This is a genomic window from Clostridium hominis, from assembly GCF_014287825.1.
GTDB classification, from domain to species: Bacteria; Bacillota; Clostridia; order Clostridiales; family Clostridiaceae; genus Clostridium; species Clostridium hominis.
Map to the genome: position 1 here is coordinate 1 of NZ_JACOOO010000009.1, position 15,643 is coordinate 15,643.

Here is a 15,643-nt window from a genome sequence, read left to right on the forward strand (position 1 = left end):
GGTTTAACTCCATATACTCTTACACTTCTATCAGTTAAATTAAATGGTACAGCTCCATCGAGCAATTGAAAAAGCAAGAATCTACTTTTAGTATCATCTTGCTTCGCTACGATCTTATCGTATAATCTTCTATTTATATCTAATTTAATTATCTTCGTGTTCACAAACTACCTCCCCAAGCTCTTCTATTGATTTATTAGATATATCTTTTAAATCAGTATAGTTTTCAGGTTTAAAGAACTCTTCTAGTCTCTTAGCTTCAAACCCGCGTCTTTTAGCTGTAACAACATATTTAAATGTGAAGTCCTCCCTATCAGCTTCTACGATAAAATAATCTTTAGTTTGTTCTTTAATTCTATAATCTCCCCAACCTTGTTTAAAGATTTCTACAGTATAGTCATTATCTGTTCTGACTGCTTCTTTGAATATACTATCTAGCAATATAACTCTTTCATAGCTATATTCTTTAGATTCAGATACCTTAAATATCCTCTTAAATATATTAGTAGAACTTTCTCTTTTCTCTATCTTCTCAACTGTGAAAACTTCCATGCTTCTATCTGTTAAGTAGTTTTCACAATCTTCTACACTATAAAATAATCTATCTCCATAATTTTCAGTTGATTGAATACAGTTTTTTGTTCCACTTACGGTAAAATCTCCATTGCAATGTAATCTTTTATCTACCATAAAATCATACATACTCCATATTCTCTCCGAACTTGCCTCTTTAAAGAAATAAGCTTGGCCATCTTTGAAAAAAGCAAATTTCTCTGGAGTAGCATCAAAATAAACATTATCATTTGACGCAAAATAACATCTTCTATTTCTAAATGACGCTACATGTTTAGATGTTTCTCTATCTAATACTATAAAGTTATTTAATACAGATGCTACTAAATCATTACCTTTAGATTTATATATGCTATTGATATCTTTTCCAAACCAAATTTGGTCACCTCTAAAATCTACTCCTGTAAATATAGTAATCGGAACTGTAGTAGTCTGATCTACATTGCTTTTATCAAAACGTATATATGGATAAAATTGACCATCTAACTCATATGCTATAGATACGTAACTATTTTGAGTATTAGCTAAAACAATTCCTGTTACATCTGCATTCCCATTTAGTCTAGTAGAATACATTTGTCCTACAGGATTGCCTTCTCCATCCCAATCAAAAAACTTTATAATTCTTCCAACTATATCTATAGCTTTCTTACCATTCTGTTTAAATTGAATACCGCTAGATGTGTCGCTTAAATCTATCTGTATACTACCATCAATGCTCTCTAATACTCCTCCACGTATTCTATCAGCTAACATTGTTCCTGCTACAATTAAATCTGCAAAGAATCCTTTACCAGTTCCAAATGTTCTCCAATCCCAATCTCGTCCATCTGGAGTTCTTTCGCTTGCTATCATAAACCCCATAGTTCCATAACACATAGCACCATAAGTTGGACTTTCAGGATCTAGGTCCTCACAGAGTAATGCTCTAACATCTTGCTTTTGTGCTATATCCTTCATAGCTCGCATTTTTACATTAATAGCATTTAATACTCCTGCTACTTCAATAGCATTTACTGTACCATCATTGTTTAATATTCTATTTAAAATATTGTCTGTGTTATTTTGAGTATCTATATAGTTTTCAATATAATTCCCTAAAGTTATATTTTTAAATTTCTCTGATATACAGTCATACACAAACTTAATAACTCTAGTTTTAATATTTATTCCTATATCTAAATGTTCAACCCCTACAGTATCTCCTAAGCCAACTTCTAAAAGATTCTTGTAATCTTTATATTTTAGTGTATTTTCTAACTTAGCTACTTCTACCTCTATTTGATATAGTAGTTTATCAATACCTTCATCAAACATATTCTTACAAGCTTCTCTCAAAGCTTCTTGGGCTTCTTCTAATGTATTATATCCTTCTTCATCTTCTGGACTTTCTTTAACTTTAATATGGTCAAATTTAATTACATCAGCCTTTACTTTTCTGTACTTATTTATAAGCGGTGAATCAACATAATGTTCTGGAATTGTTATTCCATTAAATCCAACTGGTAGTATTCTTGTGATGATGCCATCAATATTAGAATTTTCTTTTAAATCTATTAAATCTTGACCATATCTAAATGTAACCCCATACTCCCCACCAGTTCTTTCATTCATGTATACATGAAAGTTATCTACATCAAGTTCTCCACCCCATCTATTTATAAATGAGTTCTCATCATCTGAAATAAGAGCTTCATTTGCTATATGTTTTCTAATGTAATAAGCAGAGTTTCTTGTTATTATATTTGAATGTCCTGTAAAGCCAGTCCCCTCTAATATTTTATTTAAGGCTTCTTGCCCAGTAGCATTGATTGGTCTACAATCTATCAATATTTCACTGGCTAAATCAAAAAAGATATGTCTAGCCTTACACGTTACGCCAGTCATACCTTTTTCTTTATCATATATATAAAATAATTGTCCTTCTTCCTTCCAAGGATATGGAACTCTAAGTATATTATCTTCAACAATATACTTCCATCGCCCCTCTTTATCATAAGGATGTTCTAATGTAACTTCTATAATTCCATTAAGCTCTACTTCAAGATCACAAAGAGAAGGTTTTAATATCATATCTCCATTAAAATCAAAATTACTATTCGATTTGTTATAAATTTCAATCATCTAATTCCTCCTCTTAATAAATAGTCCAGTTTGGTATTATAATAAAACTATCAACTCTTCCACCTGAATAACTTATAGTATTTTCTCCTAATTTAAGTCTTGGATGTCTGCCTTTAATATTATTATTTTGAGGTGTTTTATCTGTTTTATAACTTAATCCCAAATAACTATCTATAATAATTTCTTGCCCTATATTAGCCTTTATAGTATCCTCATTTATTTTTATGGTTACAAGTCCTTCGCCTTGTATTTTTATTATAGGCTTACTTTCTAAATCTCCTGCATTATATATTATAGCTGCATCATTTATTAATATTTCCTCTTGGCCTTCCATTTCATAAGCAAATGGTTCACAATTGAAAGTAACTGTAAATCTACCTAAACTCTTCATAATTCTTTCATTGGAAGTTATCTTGGCATAATTAACTCTATAAAATATTTCGCTATTATCACTAAAAACTAATTTATTATCTTCAATATTATTTATCCACTTTTTACACTTTCTAAATCTCTCATGGATATTTTCTTTATCAACAAAATTAAAATCTATCGATATTTCTATATCTTCATAACCTTCTAACTCATATTCCTCACCATATTTACCTGGTATAGAATACTCCTTTAAAATTGCTTGTGGAGATGGTATTTCTGGCCTACTAACAACTTTAACTCCTATATCTATAGATGCTTCATTGTTAAATACAACATAAAATCTATTATACAAATTTTAATCTACCTCCTCCATTTATAATTTTTCTTGAACTCTTTTCCTTTCCTATGCCCTTAATTACTTTAGTAGTTGTTTTTTTGCTTATTACTTCGCTATCTAATTCAGTTATATTAGTCAAATGTATTATTATGTCACGATCTGAACTACTATTAACTATCCCTTTAATGTTTCTATACATTTCATCAAGTGGAACTATAGCTTCTGCATTAGAGCCTTGCCCATTAAATGCATCTCCTACTCCAATACCACCCAATACCGTTGGCGATTTAAAAATTCCACCTTTGTAATACCAATCTACAGATACTTTAGGTATTGAAGGTGGTACTAAGCTAAACTTTCCTGTTATGCTAAAATGAGGTAATTTAAACATAGATCTAATACTATTCCATATATTTTTAATAGAATTTACTACATTCTGAAATGGTGATATTATACCATTCCATGCATTTTTAACTCCTGAAACTACATTGTTCCATACTGAAGATATTGTATTGGTCAATCCACTCCATATTGATGATATCGAGTTTCCTATTGAAGAGAATATATTTTTAAAACCTTCCCAAACTGACTTTATAGAGTTAACTATAGATTCCCATATAGTCTTAAAGAAATTACATACACTATTCCAAATATTTTTAATACCTTCTACTGCTGAATTCCATTTTAAAACAAAAGATTGCCATATACTTTTAAAGAACTCTATCATTAAATTCCATGCTGATTTTAAAGCTTCAAACATTCCCATGCATAAATTCCTAAACCATTCACACTTGTTCCAAAGCAAAACTATAGCTGCAACTAATGCTGTAATTCCTATTATTATTAATGTTATAGGATTTAAACTCATAACAAAGTTTAATGCTGCTTGTGCAGCACTCATAGTAGTAGTTGCTATTGCACTTGCAATAGTTGCGGCTTTATGAGCTACAAATTTAACTGCACTTATTCCAGCTTGTACAGCAGTTTTACCAAACTCTACAGCACTTTTACCAAGATTAGAAGCTAAGTGTCCTGCTGCCTTTGCTCCATCCATTGCTTTAGTCCCAAAGTTCTTAACTATATCTATTGCTTTTCCACCAAATTCCTTCATGTTTTTATAAGCTTCCACAGTTTTACTTAACCCTTTTGTTAGTTTGCTAAATGCTCCTAATGCTAAATTTGCAGTAACTATTCCTCCTCCAATTGAAGCTATCATAGTTAACTGTTCTGTACTTAATCCACTTAAAACCTTTGTTGCTTTACTAAATCCTTCTGCTAACTTAGATGTTACTGGTGCTAATATATCTCCCATTGAGATAGCACTATTTTTCACTTCATTTAAAGACTTTTTAAACTTATTTCCAGTTGTATTGTCAATAGTTTCAAAAGCTTTATCTGTAGCTCCAACACTTTGTTCCATCTCTTTCAATACTGAATTGAATGCATTCCCTGAATCTGTAGCCAAAATCATTGCTGCTTTAGCAGCTTCACTTGATCCAAACATATCTGCTAATGACTGACCATTAACTGTTGCATTATCACTCATTATTGCAAGTATATCTCCTACACTTTTACCGCTCGCTATCATCTCTTGGAATGATTGCCCTGTTAATTTTTTTAATATATCACTAGACTTTGTTCCTGATTTACTTAGTTCATTAAACATGGAGTTCATATATGTTGTCGCTTCTGCTGATTTAATACCCTTTGAAGTCATAAGAGCATATCCAGTTGAGACTTGCTCAAGATTGATTCCTGTACTCTTTGCTGTAGGTATTAATTTCCCCATGCTTTGTGATAACTCTCCAACAGTAACCTTACCTTTATTTTGAGTTTGTATAAGAATATCAGATACTTTATTAACTTCTGAAGACTCCATTTCATAAGAATTCATAGCTGTAGTTAAAATATCTAGAGATTGTCCTGCTTCTGCAAACCCTGCCTTAGCTAGTTTTGTAGAATTACTCACAAAATTAACAGCATCAGCAGTACTTTGTCCTGCTGAAATTGCATCATAAACATTATTAGCTATTTCATTTGCTGAAATTCCTGTTTGATTTGATAAATCAACTATAGCTTTCTTCATATCGTCGTAACTCATTACTGATTCATCTGCAATAGTCATAACTTTAGCCATACTATCTTCAAATGTTATACTGGCAGCTGCACTTGCTGTAAATGCTCCTGTGATAGCAGTACTTACTGGTTTTAATTTATCGCTCATTTTCCCACTAGCATCAGAAACTTTATCTAATCCTTCTGAAAGTTTATCAAGGTTAGTATTATTTATTTCTTTAGTTATTTCTTGAAGTGCTTTCTGATTATTAAGCAATGATTTTTCAGTATTGTTCATTTTTATAGTTGCATCAACAAGTTTACTATTGCTACTATCTATTGCTCTTTCATTTTTTGCATATTCTTCTTTTAATCCTTGAAGCTCTTGCTTAAGCTTTTTACTTTCCTCACTATTTTTACCAGTAGCCTCTACTGATTCCTTATACTTTTTATTAGCTTCTTCAATTTTAGAAGTTAATTCAGCTTGTTTATTTTTCTGTTTTTCAATTTCTCCATTTATTCCAACTATTCTATCGTTGTATAATTTTATCATCTGATTTTGAGCTTGAATTTTTCCTGTAAGTTCTTTTTGTATAGAGCTTAACTTTTCTTGAGTGCTCCCAAATAATTTAGCCTTTTCAGTTGCTACTCCACATTCTGAACTAACTAACTTTAATTGTTTTGTAACTTCTTTCATTTGCTTTTGAAACTCACTACTTGAAGCTCCAATCTTAATATTTGCCCCTGCCATCTATCCCCCTCCTACATTTGAATATCTCCTGTAGTATCGTGTTCTATTGGATTTCTAACAATGTCAAATTCTAAATAATCAATATAATCTACTATATCCATGTTCATACACTCTAAATAACTCATTTTATGAACTTTCATAGCATATCTGAATATATAAAATAATATATCTACATATTTAGTACTTTCTACTTCTTCATCTAGATATCCATTCTCTTTATCATAATCATCAAAGGCGGAAGCTTCTTTAATTTCGCCTCCGCCATTTATTTTTTTATTAAATTCTCCATTTTCTTCATAGTTTTATTTCCAATTTCTGTGTTTAAATCCATAAATGTTGGATATATTTCTTCTAGATACATTCCATCTAATAAATCATCTACCGAAAATTTATTCCCATACATTTCACATATAAACTCGCACATTAAATCATAGTGCTCTTGTGTAAACACTCCAGCTTCTTCTGCTTTCTCCATTACATCTGAAATTTCAAGCATTCTTTTTAATGCTCTTCCCCTCATCCTAATAGTAGAAAACTCTTTTACTTCAACTTCTCCATTATTTATTATTTCTAATTTAATTTTCATACTACACCTACCTACAAATTAAATATAAAAAGAGTAAGATTAACTCTCACTCTTTAAATCCTTGACTTCCCAACTTTCGCTTTGCCTACCCTAGCTTTATCTAGGGATTGACTAGGGAGTACTATATTCTTGAACTTCAGAAAACCAGTCTACTATTGCTGCTTTAGCTGTTGTATTCCCTTCTATCAAATTACTTTCATCTACTTGTATGGCATATAAATTTTTCTTTTTATCCTCTATCGTATCTTCCTTTTGTCTTGCATAAAAAGCCCCTTTTAAACTAGCTGTTTGAGTTTTAGTTTTGTCTTCTTGAGTTTCATAATTCATTTCTGGTCTTTCAAGCTTTCCACAATAGTACCATGTAAACTCATACTTACCATTTCGCTTCTTAGCTCTCCAACCAATTGCAATTTCTTTCGCTCCATCTCCTGCTGCTTTCAATAAAAATCCATTTTTATATAAATTCTCATAAAGTGCAGCATAATCTTGCGGTGCTAAAGTATTTACAGAGAAATCTATTTCAGTACCTTCATATTGCTCAACTATGTCCTCGACATTATCATCGCTATATACTTTTTCAGTAGTGAATTTATCACTTACTTTTGCACTTAAAGCTCTTGCTAACTTTACTGGTGTTTTTGTTGTATATGTTGTTCCGTTATTTGCGGTCACTTCTGCAATATATATATCTTTCAAACCACATAATCTACTTCTAACTATAGTTTCTGACATCTAACATACCTCCTCTAAATAACTAAATCTTAATGCTTTATGATATATTTTATCCTCTGTTTCAAAGAAATCAGCTCCATCAATATAACCAAAATCATTATTTAACATTAATTTTTTCACTTCTTTTTTCAATTTCCATTCATCTTTTTTACTCCAAATGTCTATTTGAATGGTATGAGCAATATCTTCCTCTAGATCATCAGAAATATTATTACTTCTATCACTTAATTCACAGAAAGTAATATGAGTATCATTAATATTTTCATCATACCACCCTTGTACAACTGTAATTCCTTTTAACGATATACTTTCTAAGGCTTTTGCTACAATTGCTATGATATCCACTATCCCACCTCACTTTAATTTTGAAATTAAACTTTCATATTCCTTTTGTGCTACTTCACTAAAATAATTTGTTAATTCTTGCTTTGTTTTTTCCATATAAGCAAGTGGCTTCATTTTTGAAGTACCCCATTCAGTAAATTTCACATAAAAATAAGGTGAAGTATCTGATTTATCCCACCCTACAATTATGCTTTGATATCCATTTTTATTTTTTACTCCACTCAATGGAACATTATCTGCCGAATGTTTTCCTGTTCTACTTCCCTTTCTCCCACTAAGCATAGGATTTTTGCTTTTAGGCATCTTTGTTTTAACTGTACTTTGTGCCTTTTTCCCACATTCTCTTAATATTTTGGAATTTACCTTTTCAATTTCACTTCTATTTGCAATTTTTTCTACTTCTTTTATTAGTTCATCTAACCCCTCAAACTTTATAATCATACTAAATAACCATCTTAGCCTTAATATAAACATAATCTTTTGAGTTTGATTTAAAATCAACTTGATAAACTTGATATTCAACTCCATCATAGATTATGATGAATTTATTTTTATCTGTAGTTCTCATAGTTTTAATTTTATTGCAATACCTTACCTTAAAAGCTAATACATTTTCATATTTTATATTTTGAGCTTCATATAGTTCCTTACCATATAGCTCCATTGGAGTACACCAGCAATTATAATAATCTACAAATGATTCTACCCATCTTCCATCTACTATAACTTTATCCTTCTTTTTAATGCTAATTCTACTATCCATTTATTCCTCCACACTATAATTACTTAATTTATCTAGTATAGTAGTAACTATAGTATCTTTCTTTGTATTATTAGCTATTTCAGTACCCCTTTTCTCATACATATCATATATAAATTTTTTCTGTAATAAATCAGCTAGTTTTATAGCTTTTTCATCACTTTTATATCCAGTTCCAACGCATGAGTTAATATATTCTTCGCTAACTATGAGTAATTCAGATAAAAAATCATCTTCCTCATCATAATCAATTCTTAAGTAAGTCTTTACATCATTTAAAGTCATATAATCACCCTTTCTATAAAAATAAAGAAAGGGGCATATGCCCTTTCTTTTGTCATGTACTTTAATATTAACTAATATTCATATACCCTTTTGCTTTTAAATCTGCAATCAAATTATTAAAAGCTGTTGCTATATCTTGTGTACTCGCAGATTCTGCTGTTAATGCATCTACTTTATCTAACTTATTAATCACTGCATCTGCACCTTTTGGCCCTTGTGGTCCTGTTTCTCCTCTATCTCCTTTAGGCCCAGTTGCCCCTGCAGGACCTCTTTCTCCTGTTGCCCCTTGTGGCCCTGGAGTAAGTTCTATATTTGCAATTCCTTCTTCTATATTGTTTAACTTTTCTTTTGTTATTATTTCATCATCAGTCCATGTATGCTTTGAATAAGCCATTTCATCTAACCCCTTCCTACTTTAACTTTTCCTACTTTGCCTGTGCCAACCCTAGCAGTTTCTAGGGCTTGACTAGGGCGTAACTTCTATTTTTTTTATTGATCTAGTAGCACCTTTAATTACATCAAGTCTTTCTAAAATTCTTAATTTTACTGTATCATCCCTAAACCCAGCTTCTGTACTTCTTGCAATTGTAACTCCTTTTCTTTCAATAAACTTTACTGCCTCTTTAGGATTAGCAACAATAAATATTTTTTTGCTTGGTGTTGCTGTTAATAATGTATCATCAACCACAACTAGCTCTTTACTATTGAAATAGTATTTCCCATTAACTTCAGTTACTAAATTCAATGGTCTATTTTGAGTATCTCTTAAATTCTTTAAATAAGCATATCCATCAGTATTAGTAAAAGTAACTAATCCATTCTTAACGGCTGGTACTGATTTATCTATAACCATTTGAATATCTGAATAATCTGTAACTTCTTCTACTTGTGTTGCATTGTCCTTTAAAATTTTTAATATTCTAGCATTTTCTGTAGCTACTGCTATTTCTGCAAAGTTTTTATTTACTAATCCTTCTATTTCTATCTCAGCATCTTCTACTAATTCGGAAGTTAAAGATTGAATTAACCCTACTTTTTTGCATGAAAATGTTAATTCAGTAGTTACTAAAGTACCATCAGTTATATTATCTCCTTCAGTAACATCTGGTAATGTATTTTGATCTAAATCTACCACTGGTATAGTACCTGAATTCTTGGTTACTGGAATAACATCGCAATACTCCTTTAAAGAACCAAATCCTTTTTTAATCTCTTGCAATTTATTTATAAACTCTTTTGGAACTACTGCTGCATTATCTGTTGTTTTAATATTTGCTCTTTCCTCTGGTGTTAATTCCTCTCCCATTACACTTTTTACTATAGCTCTCATTTCATTCACTTCACCTATAGATCCCCTTTTAGATAAACCTCTTTGGCTTTCCAAACTTCTTCTTTCTTCTTCCTCTAATTCTTCTGCTATTTTTAAAGTTTCTTTAAGTTGTCTAAGCTCTTCATTTGCTTTTTTAGCACTTTCAGGCTCCTTTGCTAAAATAAATCCTCTTACCTCTATTTTTTTAGCTTCTATTTGTTGTCTTAATTCTTCTAAGTTCATTTTTAAATCCTCACTTTCATTTTTTTATAAAAAAAGAACTAAATCTCATCTAGTTCTAACTCAATTTTAATTAATTCTAATTCATCATCAGAATTAATTTGATTATTTAATTGTTCTTTTGCTCTTTTATAACTTGTACAACTTGTACTTTCATAAGCTGGATTAGTAACAATAGATACATCAAATATTTCTTTAATTTTATTTATAGTTCTTAAATCATATCCTCTGTTATTTGTGTCCCAATCCCAAGTTTGTGCTTCATCATCTTGCCAATCTAACATAAATGCAAAACTACATTTATCAATTATTCCAGCTGACATATTAGAAATTAAATCTCTACTATAAGAGGTATCAGTTGGTATTGCATCAAAGAAAAGCCCTTTTTCATCAACTGTTAATGTTAATGTTCCAATCCCATTACCTTTATTACTTCTAGCTAATGGTTTATCCATATCATGGTTAATGTTTAGGACCACATTATCCATTTTACAGTTATCTAAAGCCCCTTTTCTGATTATTTCTCTAAAATAGCCTAAATCTTCACTTAAACTATCAAAAGTTAATGCATAGCCTTGTAAATGAGTTTGCTTTTCTTCGCCTTCTCCAACACTTCTAACTTCAAAAGTAGTGTTAATCTTGATTCTCTCCGTTTTCACCATTATCACCCCCTTTCGTAATAGATTCTTTTTGCCAAGTAGCTTTGCCAGCAATAAGATTTTCAAGTGTAACTTGTCCACTAGGTAAAGTTACTATATCTCCACCATCAACAAGTGGTACTCCTAAGATTCGTTTAGCATCATTAATTGTATAAATACCATCTTTAACATATCTATCTAATATAATACTTTGCTTTTCTGGACTTGTCCTAAGCATAGCATTAACATTAAATCTTATCTTGTAACCATTCTTTCTATCAGTTGAGGTCAATAACTTCCAATCCATTTCTTGCTCTAGTGCAGTTATTATTGGAATAATAGCATTACTTAAAAATGCAATTGTTTCTTCTTCTGTTAGTGATCCTTTTTCTATTAATGAATAAGGAACTCCAATTGCACTCGTAATATCTTGTTTCCCTATAACCTTTAGTTCAGCAAATTGACTATCAGCTAATGATAAATTCATAGCTGATACATTATATCCAGCAGGGACAGTGAAAACTCTCCCATTATTTGAATACATTTTATCAAATTTTTTTTGAGTCTTCTTAAGTTCTTTCTCATCCTTTATATCGGATGTTAACTGAACCACTATCTTATTAGTTAGTCCATTACTAAATAATTGTGCTTGATACTTTTGAGCTTTAATATTGGTATCAATGCTATCTCTTATATATGTTCTAGTTTTTCTAAAGTTAATGCCATTAATAGAATTATCTCTCAAGATAATAATATCTTTTTCAAAACAACTTCCACTTACATCTTCACATGTAAAATCAACTAAAACTTTATTTCTCTTCGTAGATTTTATAAGTCCAGCATTATCCACTGTAAATTGATTAATCCTTACTGGATAAAGCCCCCTAATAGTTCCATTTTGTCTATCTATATATAATCCAGCACTTCCATAATGTTTAGTCATGGCTACAAGTGCTTTTATACATTCAAATGCATTCATAGATGGGTTAGGCCTTAATCTTAATAATTCATAAAGATAAAAGTTATCGGCATCTATATCACCCTTTTCACTTTTAATCTTAGTTACTATAGGTAACTTTGCTATATTTTCAGAAAAAAGATTGATACATTTAGAGTATGTACTATCATTCCCTGTAAAATCATCATCTTCACCTTTTACAAAAGAAGTCCAATCAAACGGATTCTCACCTGTATAATTCCTTTTTTCAAATAACTTTTCAAACATTTTCTCACCTCCTATCTATATCTAGATATAATTATTGCTAGCACAAACAATACTGCTGATAGCAAGTATAACCCAATATAAATATTTAATGATAATGTTGTTATTAGAAGAATAATTATCGAAGCACTAACTAAAATATCAACTATATTACTTTTTATCCACTTTCTCACCTAATTACCCCCAATCTACATTATCTAATGCATCTATTGCACTATATCCCTCATCCAATACAACAAACTCTGTATAAGCAAAAATTAAAGCCGCAACCATATCTATTCTTTGCTTATTTTTATCTTCTTTTGCTAACATTTCATCATCAGATTTCCCCTTAGTTGTAATTGCATTTCTCATATTCCAATCTAATAACTCATTAGCTTCATACCTTACTTCATTGTCATATATTTTCTTTCTAAACTCCTTAGTTGCTGGACTTAAATTTGTATATGTCTGCTTAAGTAAAATAACATCATAATCTTCTGATAATCTTTCCATAAGTTCTTTAGCATTCATAGGATCTGTTACAATAGCTTTAATAGTACACTCATATTTTTCTTCAATGCTTCTTATATACTCTTCAACCTTAGTGTAATTTACAGTCATTCCTTTATGTAAATCACAATATCCCTTTTGAGCATAATCTCTATAGTTAATATTCTCTCTTCTCTCTGATAAACTATCTTCTGGTAAAAAACCATGTGACTTACAATAAACTTTTCCATTTTCAACATACATTATAGAAACTGCTGTTAAATCAGTAGTGACCGATAAATCAACTCCAATAACAACCTCTTTATCTTTGAAGTCAATATATTCTCTACCACATTTCTTCCAATAATCTATATTTATATACTTATTTATCTCATTGCTTTCTAAGAAAATATTGAAATTCTTCGTAAATAACTCCTCCTGTTCACTTGTCTTAATCTTAGCTGTTTCTCTATCAGCTCTAATTTCATTGTAATTTTCTTCAACTCTTAAAGGATTTGCTTTAAATAATCCCTCATCAGTCCATACTTCTTCTCTAGTGCAATAATAAAGTAAACAAAATAATCTTTTATTATCTATAGTTCCTTCAAGAACTGCCCTGTCATACTCTAATTCCTCTGGCATAATAGAATTACTTTCCGCATATGCTGTAGTTATTTTTAGCATTATAGGATTAAGAACTGATAATTGTCCTTTTCTCATAGCTTGTATATTTTTATTGTCAGTAAATGCTCCAACCTCATCACAACAAACTGCTGCTGGTCTTATAGCATTATTCTTATTTGCTTTTGCTGTTCTTGGATAATAAAAACTATTAGTTAATTTACACTTAATAATACCTATTTCACTTTCTGATACAAAAAAATGTTTTTTTATTGCTGGACTAGCTTCAATTAGTTGAGCCATAGCTTTTCTAACTTCCTTAGCTAAATCTCTATCTATACAAATAGAATAAAACTCACTAAATGCTTGTTCTGTTAGCATTAAAAGTAAAAATACTACTGCAATTATAAATGTCTTAGCATTTTTTCTAGGAATAAATAAAACTACATCCCTATATCTGAATTTTTTCTTATTATTTTTATATCTCCATCCAAAAATAGCCGCTAAAAAAAGGCATTGAAAACCTTCCAATCCCTCTAAAGCTTGTTTACCAGCTATAAATCCTGTAGCATAATTAAATAATTTTAATAGATTATTTATCTTTTTTAACTTCTTCTCACTAAAGCAAAACTCAAATTCATCTAAATATTGATTAATATAATAATCATCAAGAAATATTTTGCATTGTAATTTAACTTCATCAGTAGTTATTTCTTTACCTTCAATAACATCAGTGCAATATTTCAATGCTCTATCTAATAAAATCATTACTATTCATCGTCCTCATCATCACTTAATGCTTTTAATACAGCATCTTCACTTTCATCTTTAGCTTTTAGTGATAAGCTTCCAAACTTAGCTCTACTTTGAGGTGATAATGACAGTTCATTACAGCATCTATAAAAATCTTTATTGTATTTATCCTTAGCACTCATTAATTCTTTATTCATTATTGCTTTAGGATTTTTATTTATTATTTTTTCAATATATTGCAACCTATCTATTGCTATACTACACGATGATAAAATATAAATATCTAAATTACTTAAAATCTGACTTGCTTTTAATTCCTCAAAAATTTCAGTATATATTTTCTTTTGATCCTCGGTTAAATATTCTGGAGGAAACTCTATTTTATCAGCTAGTCCTTTTAATTTATTTTCTGTTTCTTTTCTTTTTTCAATTTCTTCTTTTGAATTATGTCTACTTTGGCCTTCGATACTTTTGCATGGTCTTGCCATTTTAAAATCCCCTCCTAACCGAGCCTTGAAATTTTCATTTTGGGATATTTTTTTTACTGGTAGAGTATGCGGGATTTTTTTAAAAGCTAAAAATATCTTTAATACCTCCCCCGGTATTAATTTATCCTATCCCAAATTCATCTTTTGCTTTCTCTAGGCATTTAAATAATATATTTTGCATTCTTTTTTTATCTTTAAATGATTTAGCATATTCTTTATGAATTTTTATATGATTAGCTTGAGTTAAGTATATTAAATTACTTGTATCCAAAGCTCTCTCCTCGCACTCCTTTAACTCTTCTATATGATGCAAAGTGTATCCTTGTACAAGTTTATTATTAACATAATACTCATACCAATCTATTCCTAATAATGTTGTTACTCTAAGTTGCCTACATCTTAACCATTCTTTACTTCTATAAAAAGCTTGTTGCTCTCTATCAGACCTTCTATTCTTGTAATACTCTTTATATCTTTTCCGTGCATTGTTCACTTGACATTCACAAACAATGTTACTAGGTATCCTTTTACCACATCCACTACAGCGTTTATATAACATAACTAAATAATAACTTTGCTCTCTATCTCTTTTTCTTTAAGCTTCAATACCTTTTTATCATTCTCTACTTTATTAGGATCATCTTTCCATTGTGCCTTCTTCCTATTATTCAACCAATATCTTATTGCTGTTACATCTGGCCCTTTATATCTCTTTACAAGTGATATCTTTACATCTTCTTTAACCAATACAGCTCCATTTTTGCCTTCAACTTCTTCCTTAACTTTAGTAGCTACTTCTTCATAATAGTGATAGCCTTTGCAACATTTAAATAAAGAATCTTCTACTTGCTCATTTCTAGCCTCCTTAACTTCATCTATTGCCTGCTTAAGTTTGGAATTATTATTTTTTTTGGCCTTCCATGCACTTCTTGATATCCCTAAAAACTCTATGATTTCTTTATCCTTGCAACCGTCCTTAAG

General features: G+C 30.2%; 19 protein-coding genes. All 19 read right to left on the minus strand.

The window, feature by feature from the left end; genetic code table 11:
• Positions 1-144: 144 nt before the first annotated feature.
• Positions 145-2,697 (minus strand): phage tail spike protein, encoded by a 2,553-nt coding sequence (locus H8S20_RS06360; protein ID WP_186859572.1) that lies wholly within the window; start codon positions 2,695-2,697, stop codon positions 145-147.
• A 13-nt stretch (positions 2,698-2,710) separates the two neighbouring features.
• On the minus strand, positions 2,711-3,421 hold the full coding sequence (locus H8S20_RS06365; RefSeq protein WP_186859573.1) for a distal tail protein Dit: 711 nt from the start codon (positions 3,419-3,421) through the stop codon (positions 2,711-2,713).
• Complete coding sequence (locus H8S20_RS06370; RefSeq protein ID WP_243177540.1) at positions 3,414-6,212, minus strand: phage tail tape measure protein; 2,799 nt, start codon at positions 6,210-6,212, stop codon at positions 3,414-3,416. Before H8S20_RS06370 ends, H8S20_RS06365 begins: the two co-directional genes overlap by 8 nt.
• 11 nt (positions 6,213-6,223) lie before the next feature.
• Positions 6,224-6,352 (minus strand): hypothetical protein, encoded by a 129-nt coding sequence (locus tag H8S20_RS20660; protein WP_279288164.1) that lies wholly within the window; start codon positions 6,350-6,352, stop codon positions 6,224-6,226.
• A gap of 125 nt (positions 6,353-6,477) precedes the next feature.
• Positions 6,478-6,798: a phage tail assembly chaperone G gene (gene gpG, locus H8S20_RS06375; RefSeq protein WP_186859574.1), complete on the minus strand. Its 321-nt coding sequence runs from the start codon at positions 6,796-6,798 to the stop codon at positions 6,478-6,480.
• A 111-nt stretch (positions 6,799-6,909) separates the two neighbouring features.
• The gene (locus tag H8S20_RS06380; protein ID WP_186859575.1) at positions 6,910-7,530 is read right to left on the minus strand and encodes a major tail protein; all 621 of its coding nucleotides are present in this window, start codon (positions 7,528-7,530) and stop codon (positions 6,910-6,912) included.
• Positions 7,531-7,875: a hypothetical protein gene (locus tag H8S20_RS06385; RefSeq protein WP_207725270.1), complete on the minus strand. Its 345-nt coding sequence runs from the start codon at positions 7,873-7,875 to the stop codon at positions 7,531-7,533.
• Between the two features lie 9 nt (positions 7,876-7,884).
• Positions 7,885-8,316 carry an HK97-gp10 family putative phage morphogenesis protein gene (locus tag H8S20_RS06390; RefSeq protein WP_186859576.1) on the minus strand — a complete coding sequence of 144 codons (432 nt, stop codon included), beginning with the start codon at positions 8,314-8,316 and terminating at the stop codon, positions 7,885-7,887.
• Between the two features lies 1 nt (position 8,317).
• Entirely contained in the window at positions 8,318-8,638 is a 321-nt protein-coding gene (locus H8S20_RS06395; RefSeq protein WP_186859577.1) for a phage head closure protein, read from the minus strand.
• Positions 8,639-8,920, minus strand: a complete 282-nt coding sequence (locus H8S20_RS06400) for a head-tail connector protein (RefSeq protein ID WP_186859578.1) — start codon at positions 8,918-8,920, stop codon at positions 8,639-8,641. It lies immediately after the preceding gene.
• A gap of 67 nt (positions 8,921-8,987) precedes the next feature.
• Positions 8,988-9,314 carry a collagen-like triple helix repeat-containing protein gene (locus H8S20_RS06405; protein ID WP_186859579.1) on the minus strand — a complete coding sequence of 109 codons (327 nt, stop codon included), beginning with the start codon at positions 9,312-9,314 and terminating at the stop codon, positions 8,988-8,990.
• 72 nt (positions 9,315-9,386) lie between these two features.
• Entirely contained in the window at positions 9,387-10,472 is a 1,086-nt protein-coding gene (locus H8S20_RS06410; protein WP_186859580.1) for a phage major capsid protein, read from the minus strand.
• 38 nt (positions 10,473-10,510) lie between these two features.
• Positions 10,511-11,131, minus strand: coding sequence for an HK97 family phage prohead protease (locus tag H8S20_RS06415; RefSeq protein WP_186859581.1), 621 nt, complete (start codon positions 11,129-11,131; stop codon positions 10,511-10,513).
• The gene (locus tag H8S20_RS06420; RefSeq protein WP_186859582.1) at positions 11,103-12,332 is read right to left on the minus strand and encodes a phage portal protein; all 1,230 of its coding nucleotides are present in this window, start codon (positions 12,330-12,332) and stop codon (positions 11,103-11,105) included. The genes H8S20_RS06415 and H8S20_RS06420 overlap by 29 nt, the downstream gene beginning before the upstream one ends.
• 11 nt (positions 12,333-12,343) lie before the next feature.
• A complete protein-coding gene (locus H8S20_RS06425; protein ID WP_186859583.1) occupies positions 12,344-12,502 on the minus strand; it encodes a hypothetical protein in 159 nt (52 codons plus the stop codon).
• Positions 12,503-12,506: 4 nt separating this feature from the next.
• Positions 12,507-14,189 (minus strand): terminase large subunit, encoded by a 1,683-nt coding sequence (locus tag H8S20_RS06430; protein WP_186859584.1) that lies wholly within the window; start codon positions 14,187-14,189, stop codon positions 12,507-12,509.
• A 2-nt stretch (positions 14,190-14,191) separates the two neighbouring features.
• The gene (locus H8S20_RS06435; RefSeq protein WP_186859585.1) at positions 14,192-14,662 is read right to left on the minus strand and encodes a phage terminase small subunit P27 family; all 471 of its coding nucleotides are present in this window, start codon (positions 14,660-14,662) and stop codon (positions 14,192-14,194) included.
• A gap of 121 nt (positions 14,663-14,783) precedes the next feature.
• Positions 14,784-15,221 (minus strand): endonuclease, encoded by a 438-nt coding sequence (locus H8S20_RS06440; protein WP_186859586.1) that lies wholly within the window; start codon positions 15,219-15,221, stop codon positions 14,784-14,786.
• Positions 15,222-15,223: 2 nt separating this feature from the next.
• On the minus strand, positions 15,224-15,643 hold a 420-nt coding region (locus tag H8S20_RS06445; RefSeq protein ID WP_186859587.1), incomplete at its 5' end, for a Xaa-His dipeptidase.

What these genes read in the sequence shown, in the direction of transcription:
- H8S20_RS06360 (WP_186859572.1), bottom strand. Translation starts at nt 2,697, where the DNA reads ATGATTGAAATTTATAACAAATCGAATAGTAATTTTGATTTTAATGGA.
- H8S20_RS06370 (WP_243177540.1), bottom strand. Translation starts at nt 6,212, where the DNA reads ATGGCAGGGGCAAATATTAAGATTGGAGCTTCAAGTAGTGAGTTTCAA.
- H8S20_RS20660 (WP_279288164.1), bottom strand. Translation starts at nt 6,352, where the DNA reads ATGAAAGTTCATAAAATGAGTTATTTAGAGTGTATGAACATGGATATA.
- gpG (WP_186859574.1), bottom strand. Translation starts at nt 6,798, where the DNA reads ATGAAAATTAAATTAGAAATAATAAATAATGGAGAAGTTGAAGTAAAA.
- H8S20_RS06380 (WP_186859575.1), bottom strand. Translation starts at nt 7,530, where the DNA reads ATGTCAGAAACTATAGTTAGAAGTAGATTATGTGGTTTGAAAGATATA.
- H8S20_RS06390 (WP_186859576.1), bottom strand. Translation starts at nt 8,316, where the DNA reads ATGATTATAAAGTTTGAGGGGTTAGATGAACTAATAAAAGAAGTAGAA.
- H8S20_RS06395 (WP_186859577.1), bottom strand. Translation starts at nt 8,638, where the DNA reads ATGGATAGTAGAATTAGCATTAAAAAGAAGGATAAAGTTATAGTAGAT.
- H8S20_RS06400 (WP_186859578.1), bottom strand. Translation starts at nt 8,920, where the DNA reads ATGACTTTAAATGATGTAAAGACTTACTTAAGAATTGATTATGATGAG.
- H8S20_RS06405 (WP_186859579.1), bottom strand. Translation starts at nt 9,314, where the DNA reads ATGGCTTATTCAAAGCATACATGGACTGATGATGAAATAATAACAAAA.
- H8S20_RS06410 (WP_186859580.1), bottom strand. Translation starts at nt 10,472, where the DNA reads ATGAACTTAGAAGAATTAAGACAACAAATAGAAGCTAAAAAAATAGAG.
- H8S20_RS06415 (WP_186859581.1), bottom strand. Translation starts at nt 11,131, where the DNA reads ATGGTGAAAACGGAGAGAATCAAGATTAACACTACTTTTGAAGTTAGA.
- H8S20_RS06420 (WP_186859582.1), bottom strand. Translation starts at nt 12,332, where the DNA reads ATGTTTGAAAAGTTATTTGAAAAAAGGAATTATACAGGTGAGAATCCG.
- H8S20_RS06430 (WP_186859584.1), bottom strand. Translation starts at nt 14,189, where the DNA reads ATGATTTTATTAGATAGAGCATTGAAATATTGCACTGATGTTATTGAA.
- H8S20_RS06435 (WP_186859585.1), bottom strand. Translation starts at nt 14,662, where the DNA reads ATGGCAAGACCATGCAAAAGTATCGAAGGCCAAAGTAGACATAATTCA.
- H8S20_RS06440 (WP_186859586.1), bottom strand. Translation starts at nt 15,221, where the DNA reads ATGTTATATAAACGCTGTAGTGGATGTGGTAAAAGGATACCTAGTAAC.